Genomic DNA, 9,281 nt, shown 5'->3' with positions numbered 1-9,281 from the left:
TGAGGTGCTCGCGGTTGGCGATGCTGCTTTTCAGAAGAAAGCCATTGGTAAAATGCAGGAAGTGAGTGCGGGAGGTAAACGAACGGTGTTATTTGTTAGTCATAATATGGGCGCGGTTTCCCGGCTGTGTACTCGTGGGGTAGTACTTAAGCACGGAAAAGTGGTTTACGACGGTAGCACTAGCGAAGCTATTCGTACCTACGCTAACATTAACGCCCAAATGTCAGATCGCTCCATCGGCGATCGTACCGACCGGCAAGGGTTGGGAGATTACCAATTTGAAGAAGTACAGATAGAAAATGAAGCGGGGCACATCATCAACGAAGTAGCAACAGGTTCCCGAGTACGAATTCATACCCGTATCATGCCGCGCAGAGACATCGGTACTAAACAAGTTTACGCCGCCGTCTGCTTTCGAGATCAGTTCGGTGCTCGCTTGTTTACACTATCAACGTCCTTATTTAGTAAGCAGGTAACACTAGATGGCGAAACACGCTTAACTTTTGAAATTAAGCGAATGCCACTTTCAGAAGGCGACTACGCGGTAGAGCTGTATATGGCTGAGGGGCGGGGCGATACGCTAGTGCAAGATCAGTTGATGAATGCATTTCAGCTATCGGTATTCGGAAATGATTTTTTCCGATCAGGTGATCCGCAGCCTCGGGGGTTGGATCAATTTTACGTGGATTTTAATCTCTATCAGAATAGTAATGTTCCAGTAATTAGCACATAGTATGCGAAAGATTAGATTTGGGGTAGTAGGCTGTGGGCATATTGGCCGAAGGCATATTGCGGTAATTGAGGCGGAACCTCAGGCCGAGATGGTAGCCATCTGTGATGTAGACCAGCAAGTTTTACAAAAATTGTCGGCTGACTATCCACAGGTAGTTAGTTATACAAACTACGAACGGATGCTCGCCGAGGCTTCTATTGACATTGTTTGTATCTGTACTCCCCACGGCCTACACGCTATTATGAGCATTCAAGCTGCCTACGCCAAAAAACATATTTTAGTAGAAAAGCCAATGGCTTTAAGCTGCCTCGAGAGCGAACGCATGATTCAGGCTGCCAAGGAAAATAATGTGAGCTTGTACGTAGTAAAGCAGAATCGCTACAACGCCCCGATTATGCTAACTAAGCAAACGCTAGATGAAGGGCGATTAGGCAAAATTTTTATGGTGCAGTGCAATGTGATGTGGAATCGGCACAATGCCTATTACGAGCAATCGCCCTGGCGGGGAAAGAAGCACTTGGAAGGCGGGGCGCTACAAACCCAAGTAAGCCACTTTTTAGATTTGCTTGTGTGGTGGTTCGGTAATATTCAAGAAGCTAAAACAATTATTGACACCCTCAACCACGATATTGAAATAGAGGACTGCGGAGTTTCCGCCCTGCGGTTTGATAGCGGAACGATTGGCTCGTTGCTATGGACTACCTGCGTGTATAATGTGAATTACGAAGGAAGTATCACGATTATCGGAGAAAAGGGCACTATTAAAATTGGGGGCAAATACCTTAATAAAATTGAGTTCTGGGACGTAATGTCGTACCCCATGCCGGAGGACATTGATTTTAACGATGCTCCCAACCAGTACGGAACCTACCAGGGCTCCAGCTCCAACCATGATAAGCTAATTCATAGCTTAGCCGAACAAATTATTGATAGCCGGAAGGGAGTAGTAGAGGGTGATGAGGGTCTAAAAACCATTCAGGCGATTGAGAAAATTTACGGTCAAGCGGAAGCGAAGTAGCTTATGGTAGAAATTACTCCGTACGATGCGCTAGAACCATCATTCTACGAATCTAGGGTAAACAACCTATTTTATTCGGCCCGATGGTTAGCAGTGCTTCAAAAAACGTACGGATACCACTGGTTCACCGCTCTGGATACTAGCAACGAATATTTCATTTTGTTCACAGTAACCGACAATCTAGCAGGTAAAAAAATTATCAGTTTACCCTTTTCTGATTACACGCCCATTAGTGCAAACTACCAAGAATCGCTACCAGCTATTGTCTCAGCACTACGAGAGAAGTACCCTCACTATCAAATTATTCTTAAAACCGAACTAGAGACCGACAATCCGATAGCATCTTCTTTAGGCAAGCCTACTCGTCACGCGGTTTACCACCGAATTGATACGAGTACCCCTGCTCAGATTAGCCAATCGTCTTCTTTTCGACGGGGAGTGCGAAAAGCTCAGAAAGCAGAAGTTACTACTGAGATTAGTACTGATGAAGCTGCCTTACGCACTTTCTACCAGATGTATCATCAACTTCGGTTCGAGAAATTTAACAGCATTCCTCAACCCTACGAATTTTTCCGAAACATTCATCAAACATTTATTCAAGAAGAACAGGGGTTTATCTTGCAAGCTTCGCGGCAGCAGCAAGTACTTGCTAGCATTGTTGTGCTACAGTATCAGTCTACCCTCTACTACAAATTTGGCTGTTCAGCTTCTGATTCTTTAGCGTATCGTCCCAACAATCTTTTGTTTCATCGGCTCATTGAAATAGCGGTAGAAAGAAATTGTCACACTATTGATTTAGGTCTTAGCGGAACGGGGCCATCCTATGAGGGGCTCCGACGATTCAAAGAAAGTACGGGCGGAGTTTCGCATCCTATTACCTACTTTACGCTGACTCCGGAAGAATACGATGAGCGCACTGGAAATGAGAGTAAAACATTACTAAAGTCGCTAACGCAAACCATAGTTGATCAAAAACTGAGCACCGAAGTAACTAGCCAAATAAGTTCTATCATTTACCCCTATTTCGCGTGATTGCTATTGTAGGAAATAACGACGGTCCACTCACTTTGCTCCAATCTTTACAAAGCACTGACTTAAGTCCGGTAGCAGTTGGGTTGCAAAAGGAAGTGACTCCCCAGTTACGAGAGCAGTACGAGCAATACATTTCGGCTGATCACTTACTGGTTGGGTTTAATCAAGCAAAACTAGTGAGCTGGTTATCTGATTATTCAATAACGTATTTGATTAACTGCTTTTGCAATTTCAAATTCACTACCCTGCTCGATCAGTACCAAGTGCTCAATGTGCATTTGGCCCCACTGCCTCGCTACCGAGGTCGCCACCCGCTACATTGGGCACTGATCAATGGCGAGAAAACCTTCGGAGTCACCATTCACCAGATGACAGAAGTGATTGATGGCGGAGGTATTTACTGGCAGAGAGAAATTTCAATTACCGAAGGAATATCGGTACATGAACTGCGAACCAGTCTTATGAATGAGCTTAAAGCGGGGTTTGGCGAATTTTTAACTGACTTTGCTAGTAACAAAATTACTCCCCAACCCAACGACGACCAGCAGGCTACGTACGTGGCCCGCCGCTACCCCCAAGATAGCGAGCTTACCGAATGGCACGATCATGATCGTATCATTCGCAAAGTAATGGCGTTGCGGTCTACCGCTGATCCTGCTTTTATCAAGTTAGGTGATCAGCTTATCAAAATCCGCCACGCTTCACTGGGTGACCGTCGCTACGTGGGAGTTGCCACTCCGTTTATCAGTCAGGTACAAGCCGAGCGAGTAGAAGTTGTATGCCAGAATGGTAGAACAGTTTGGCTAGGTGACCTCAACCCTCAGAATTTATCCTTTAGCATTAACCAAAGAATTTAATATGTCTATTCCTCTTATTGACCTAAAAGCCCAATACAATCGCCTTCAGCCGGAAATTGACGCAGCTATTGAACAGACGATTACTAATACCGCTTTTATTGGTGGCGAGTCGGTAGCCCAGTTTGAACAGGAATTTGGGAGTTATTTAGGAGCATCTCAGGTAGTTAGCTGCGGTAACGGTACTGATGCCTTAGAGATTATTTTACGGACACTAAATATTGGCATGGGCGATGAGGTGCTGGTTCCTACCATGTCTTGGGTAGCTACTTCGGAAGTGGTAGTAACCGCCGGAGCTACCCCGGTGTTCGTAGATGTGTCTTTAGATACGTACACGATAAATCCGCAAGAAATAGTAAGCAAAATTACGGAGCGAACTAAAGCCATCATGCCGGTTCATTTGTACGGACATCCGGCAGATATGACAGCTATTATGAGAATCGCCCAAAAGAATAATCTATTAGTAATTGAGGATTGCGCTCAGGCTCACGGAGCTACTATCAACGGTCGGAAGGCAGGTACTTGGGGAGATGCGGCGGGCTTTAGCTTTTTTCCGAGTAAAAATTTGGGTTGTTACGGCGATGGGGGAGCCATGGTTTTTCAGAAAGGGGAACATGCTGAACAGGCTCGTATTATTGCTCGTCACGGACAGCGAACCCGTCATGACCACGTGCTGCACGGGCGAAATAGTCGGCTAGACGGATTACAAGCGGCAATCTTGCTGGCCAAATTACCGTACCTGGATCAGTGGCTGCACGAAAAGCAAAGGGCTGCCCGGCAATATACTGAACAATTAGCTAAAATAACCTCAATTGACTGCCCTAGCGAGCAGTCAGGCTATCGGCACGGCTGGCATTTGTACGTAATACGAACTTCGAGGCGAGATCAACTACAGCAAAAGTTGCAAGAACAGGAAATTCAAACGGGGATTCATTATCCAACGGCTCTGCCTTTTTTGCCTTGCTATCAAGATTTGGGTCATCAGCCGGAAGATTTCCCAATTACCAGTCAGTACCAGCCGGAAATTCTGTCGTTGCCCATGTACGCTGAGCTGACTAATTCCCAGATAGAGTTTATTACTCAGACAATCGCTGATTCCTTTAGCTAATGAAACGAAAGCTCATAAAATTTGATATTATTCATCCTCCGGAGTATTTGGCGCAGAAAAAACAAAGCTGGCCCGATATAAACTCCCTTTCATTGGGAGAATACCGGGAGAGGCTTATCCGGTTGCGTAGTAACTATTCGGATTTTTATACCTACCATTTGAACCAAACCGGCGAGTGGGATGCCGAAGAATTTTTCTTGCTGGATGATACTTTTTTGGAAAAAACGGCACAAGAGCTTTTCGGTTCATATCATAAACTAAAGAAGCAGTGGTACAGTCGCAAAAATACTCGACTTAGATTTAATCCGGGCCATTGGCGTGACTACGTAATTGATCAGTATATTCAGAAGGTAAAGCCTGATGTTATTTTTGTGCGTTCCCAACCAATTTCAAGTAGATTCTGGCAAAAGTACCGTAAAAACACTTTACTTGTATCGCGCCTTTCAGCACGCCTACCTTTCAGTTGGCACCCCAATCACTGGGATATTATTTATACCGATCAACCTGACTTTAAAACCTTTTTTGAGCTACACGGCGTGCCTACCATTATCAATAATCAAGGCTTCGATGCGCGAATAATTACTGAGTTAGAAGTACGCGAAAAAAAGTACGAAGTAATCTTCGTAGGTGGTTTAGGAACCCAAAATTTCTCTAAGAGAACCACTTTTATTAATAGTGTTGCTAGCAAAACTAACTTCAAATGGTGGGGCTACTGGTGGAAGTACGGCGGAGATGGAAGGAAGATGGAAGAATTTCCAGCATTGCACCAGACATTTCACGGGCTTACATCAGGCTTAGAGATGTTTCAGATTTATAAAGACAGCAAAATCGTAATGAATGATTACGTTGATACCGCCAATGGTATTGGATTTAATCAGCGAATGTTCGAGGTGATGGGGTGCGGTGCTTTTATGCTTACCCGAGAAGCTCCCAATTTTAAAGGACTATTTCCTGATGATGTTTTCGCTACGTACAAAAACGAACGAGATTTTCTGGATAAGGTACAGTATTTTCTAACTCATGAGAAAGAAAGAGAAGAAATTGCTCAGAACGCTCAGCGGTTTGTAATAGAGAACTATGATTATACTAGTATTGCCCAAGATTTTAGCCAAGATTTAATACAATCTCTAGCAGCAAAGTCTACTAATTCATAGAGTGCCTATCAGCAAAGGTATTTCCAGAAATATGCTTACTCTTCCTTCTTTTGGAAAAGGCTGGTAAGAACCAACTGAACAAAAGTTGCATCCTTACTTTTATTCTCTTCTTAACCCAAGATGGATCTTGGCTAATGCACTTAAAAAAAGATACTAATGCATCTTTATACCTGTTGCGTTGCCAAAATAACTGAGCAGAGTAAGAATACCGCCTGGCTAATATATGATCAGACTGAATAGCCCAACGCAATGCCGGAAAGTTCTCAGAAAAAATTAGTAGATCACTAATCATTAGCTCATTCTGGATAAGCTTATCACGCCAATACGTATTATTAAAGCTATGTGAATGCACCCATCGTACTGATTCTAGATTATTTAAATATTTAGCTTTACCGTACCTGGTAATCAAGAGTTGAATGGCGTGGTCGGCACTACAGATCTGCCAGAACCAGTCGGGAAATTCGCCAATCAAATGATTTCGGAATAGCATAGTCGATGTTTGAATGAACCATTTTTTGGCCACTTGCTCTTGGGTAAAGGTAGTTCCTTGGTGAGGATTCTGCTTTTTCTCACTATAATAGTAAGTGTCAGATTCATTATCTTCCGAAACTACTTTTGCATCATGGAAGGTAAGAACATAATCGGGGTGCTGATCTAAAAAGTCTACCTGGGTTTGCAGTTTACCTTCACTGATCCAATAGTCATCTCCATCCAACATAGCCACGTACTGCCCTCGGCAGGCGTATAGGTTGGTGATATTGTTCAGCCGACCAGGTACGCCCTCGTAACGTTGGGGATGCAAAACTAACTGAATAATATCGGGGTACTGCTGCTGATAGGTTTGTAATATTTCGCGGGTACCATCCGTAGAGTAGTCGTCACCGATAATAATCTCGTAGTCAAAATTAGCGCGTTGCTTTAGTACGCTCAAAATTGTGCGTTCAATATACTTTTCGTGATTATACGTAATGATTGATACGCTAACCTTTGGGAGCGGCATGAAGTTTTATTAGGCTGCCTTTAAATTAAACAGATCTTTACAGAAGTTCTATAAAGGAGTGACAAACATTAAATAAACTTTTTAAGAAAGCTATTTTTAGAAAGAAAGTATTCTCGGTTGGTGCTAAAGCTTTTTAATAGATATAAAGTTGATAAAAGGTAGGATTTCTGACCCCTGAGCAAAAAAGCGTGGCGATAATAATATCTTGCGAGTCTTTTCCTAAAAAATATAGAGGTCTTAACGTACTCAAACTTCTGTTGTAGAATTTTTATTTCTTTAATTCTTCTCAAATTGTCTTCTAAAGATTGATTGTACAAAACGCTAAAGCTATTCTGGTTTTTTCTTCGTACGCTACTTAAATGAGAGAAATAACGAATTTTTCCATATTGGCTAATAAGCAGTTGTAAGATATAGTCTGCGCTATAAACTTGCCAGAACCAATCAGGAAACTCGCCTAATATTTTGTTGCGATACATGATAGAAGATGTTTGCATAAACCACCGTTCGGCAACATCCCGATGAATAAAGGAGTCTTTTGATTGTAGGAAAGCAAATTCATCACTATGGTTGTAGGAGTCAAAGTCCTTTTCTTCGGAGATAACCAAAGCATCGTGAAAGGTAAGGACGTATTCGGGGTGTTGGTCCAAGAATTCTACTTGAGTTTGTAGCTTGTTATCACTAATCCAGTAGTCATCTCCATCTAGTAGGGCTACGTACTGCCCCCGGCAGGCGTATAAGTTGGTGATATTGTTGAGCCTTCCGGGCACCCCGTCGTAACGCTTAGGATGTAAAACCAACTGAATAATATCAGGATACCGCTGCTGATAGGTTTGCAGTATTTCGCGGGTGCCATCGGTAGAACAGTCGTCGCCAATGATGATCTCGTAGTCAAAAGTGACCTGCTGTTTAAGTACACTGTCAATGGCTTGAGCAATGTAGTTTTCGTGATTGTACGTAATAATTGATACGCTAACTTTAGGTACAATTTTCCAGGGCTTAACACTGCTCTGATACGGTGCATTTGCGATTGGCGAACTTATTGGCATAGGGAAAATTTGTGAGCGTTTTGAAACAAAGGATTCTCTTTATCTTCCTCCTGCCACGATGAGGTATCAGTAATTTTTGCTGGAGTTTTAGAGACCGGAATCACCCGAAAATCGAAGGATACTCTGCTTTTGCCGGTTTTGTTTTCTTTGGCACCGTGCTCTAACGAAGCTCCGTTAAATCGGGCAAATTGACCCGCGTTGGCTTTTATTGGTAAGAAATCCTTCATTCCTTCTTTACTTTCAATCCAAACGGTATTGGTACCGAATGCTTTCGTTTGGGGAACGAAATAGTTAATTTCTGCTGTACTATGGCCGTAGTCGCGGTCGCGATGAAAGCGGGAAATGCCGGGAGTATCTAAAAATAGGATACGGTGCGTTGGTTTTTTTTGATAGAGAATGGGCTCGTCGTACTGCGGACGGATCACCTGCTGGATAAACCGCTCGTAGGTATCATAGAACGAAGTTCCCTCCGCTGAATCAAGGCATTTATACAGTTGCTGATAGGCGGAGCTTTGCTCCATATTCTTGTACAGCGAATTTTGCGAGGTTTTATTGCTATTACCCAAAGAGGCTTCTATCACTGACAAATCATCTACTTCTAAGTAATTAGCAATGATTTTAGAAAAATTATATTTCTCTAAATCGTAGTTGTAAATAGTCGTTTCCATTGTTTAGTCTTCATAAATAGCGTACCCTATACCAGTCTTTCCAAATCCGTTACCATTGTAGAACAGATATTTTTTTCCTCGATACTGAACCACGCAGGGGTAAGTTTTCATAGTAGCGTCCCAGCCTTGTCCTGAATACTGAATTCCCGCTTGATTGTCCATGCGCTTCCAATGAATAGCATCTTCTGATTCGGCGTACCCGATCCGGTAGCTCCCCGAACCATCGCGGTAGTCAATGCTACCTCGGTGGGCGTACCACATCCGATATATACCTTCTTCCTTTATCACCGTAGCTCTAGCGTTCGCTTCGTATTTGTCTTGGGGATGAATGCAAGTAGTATTTTCCCGCACCCAGTCAATACCATTAAGTGAGTGAGCGTATTTAATAATATACAGAGGCTCAGGTTTCTGATCTATAACCGCAAAGCCTGTACTGGAAGCGTACCACATATGCCACTTATCTTCCTCTTTCATAATCCAGGGCGAAGCAGTAAAGTACGGTTCATACCGGTTCCGGTCTACGATTGCTCCGTCAAACATCCGCTCAAAGGTCAAACCATCGTCATGACTAACGGCTAGGCCAATAGCATTTCGGTACGGAACCGATCCGCTAGGGTTCCAACCTACGTAGTACAAATACAAACCGTTCTCAGTAGGTACAACACAGC

10 protein-coding genes are annotated in these 9,281 nt (G+C 43.2%); 6 read left to right on the top strand and 4 right to left on the bottom strand.

Annotated elements, in window-relative coordinates:
• The 6 genes from WBA23_RS14655 to WBA23_RS14630 form a co-directional block, all read left to right on the top strand.
• Positions 1-733 (top strand): Wzt carbohydrate-binding domain-containing protein (locus WBA23_RS14655; RefSeq protein WP_424583027.1); only part of this gene is annotated, 733 nt, incomplete at its 5' end.
• A gap of 1 nt (position 734) precedes the next feature.
• Positions 735-1,751: a Gfo/Idh/MocA family protein gene (locus WBA23_RS14650; RefSeq protein ID WP_424583026.1), complete on the top strand. Its 1,017-nt coding sequence runs from the start codon at positions 735-737 to the stop codon at positions 1,749-1,751.
• 3 nt (positions 1,752-1,754) lie between these two features.
• Complete coding sequence (locus tag WBA23_RS14645; RefSeq protein ID WP_424583025.1) at positions 1,755-2,783, top strand: GNAT family N-acetyltransferase; 1,029 nt, start codon at positions 1,755-1,757, stop codon at positions 2,781-2,783.
• Entirely contained in the window at positions 2,780-3,640 is an 861-nt protein-coding gene (locus WBA23_RS14640; RefSeq protein WP_424583023.1) for a formyltransferase family protein, read from the top strand. Before WBA23_RS14645 ends, WBA23_RS14640 begins: the two co-directional genes overlap by 4 nt.
• A 1-nt stretch (position 3,641) precedes the next feature.
• Complete coding sequence (locus tag WBA23_RS14635) at positions 3,642-4,745, top strand: DegT/DnrJ/EryC1/StrS family aminotransferase (protein ID WP_424583022.1); 1,104 nt, start codon at positions 3,642-3,644, stop codon at positions 4,743-4,745.
• Positions 4,745-5,899, top strand: a complete 1,155-nt coding sequence (locus WBA23_RS14630) for a glycosyltransferase family protein (protein WP_424583021.1) — start codon at positions 4,745-4,747, stop codon at positions 5,897-5,899. Before WBA23_RS14635 ends, WBA23_RS14630 begins: the two co-directional genes overlap by 1 nt.
• Here the strand turns inward: WBA23_RS14630 and WBA23_RS14625 are convergent.
• The 4 genes from WBA23_RS14625 to WBA23_RS14610 form a co-directional block, all read right to left on the bottom strand.
• Positions 5,889-6,899, bottom strand: a complete 1,011-nt coding sequence (locus tag WBA23_RS14625) for a glycosyltransferase family 2 protein (protein ID WP_424583020.1) — start codon at positions 6,897-6,899, stop codon at positions 5,889-5,891. The two genes, WBA23_RS14630 and WBA23_RS14625, sit on opposite strands and share 11 nt — an antisense overlap.
• Before the next feature lie 68 nt (positions 6,900-6,967).
• Positions 6,968-7,945, bottom strand: a complete 978-nt coding sequence (locus tag WBA23_RS14620) for a glycosyltransferase family 2 protein (protein WP_424583019.1) — start codon at positions 7,943-7,945, stop codon at positions 6,968-6,970.
• A complete protein-coding gene (locus WBA23_RS14615; RefSeq protein WP_424583018.1) occupies positions 7,936-8,613 on the bottom strand; it encodes a hypothetical protein in 678 nt (225 codons plus the stop codon). The genes WBA23_RS14620 and WBA23_RS14615 overlap by 10 nt, the downstream gene beginning before the upstream one ends.
• Before the next feature lie 3 nt (positions 8,614-8,616).
• The coding region (locus tag WBA23_RS14610) for a hypothetical protein (protein WP_424583017.1) at positions 8,617-9,281 on the bottom strand (665 nt) is incomplete at its 5' end.

The sequence above is a fragment of the Tunicatimonas sp. genome (genome assembly GCF_049647865.1).
In the GTDB taxonomy this organism is placed as follows: Bacteria; Bacteroidota; Bacteroidia; order Cytophagales; family Cyclobacteriaceae; genus Tunicatimonas.
Note: the sequence above shows the minus strand (reverse complement) of the source record. Positions and strands in the feature narration are given on the sequence as shown.

Coding starts and splice junctions, on each gene's coding strand:
- WBA23_RS14650 (WP_424583026.1), top strand. CDS start 735: ATGCGAAAGATTAGATTTGGGGTAGTAGGCTGTGGGCATATTGGCCGA.
- WBA23_RS14645 (WP_424583025.1), top strand. CDS start 1,755: ATGGTAGAAATTACTCCGTACGATGCGCTAGAACCATCATTCTACGAA.
- WBA23_RS14635 (WP_424583022.1), top strand. CDS start 3,642: ATGTCTATTCCTCTTATTGACCTAAAAGCCCAATACAATCGCCTTCAG.
- WBA23_RS14630 (WP_424583021.1), top strand. CDS start 4,745: ATGAAACGAAAGCTCATAAAATTTGATATTATTCATCCTCCGGAGTAT.
- WBA23_RS14625 (WP_424583020.1), bottom strand. CDS start 6,899: ATGCCGCTCCCAAAGGTTAGCGTATCAATCATTACGTATAATCACGAA.
- WBA23_RS14620 (WP_424583019.1), bottom strand. CDS start 7,945: ATGCCAATAAGTTCGCCAATCGCAAATGCACCGTATCAGAGCAGTGTT.
- WBA23_RS14615 (WP_424583018.1), bottom strand. CDS start 8,613: ATGGAAACGACTATTTACAACTACGATTTAGAGAAATATAATTTTTCT.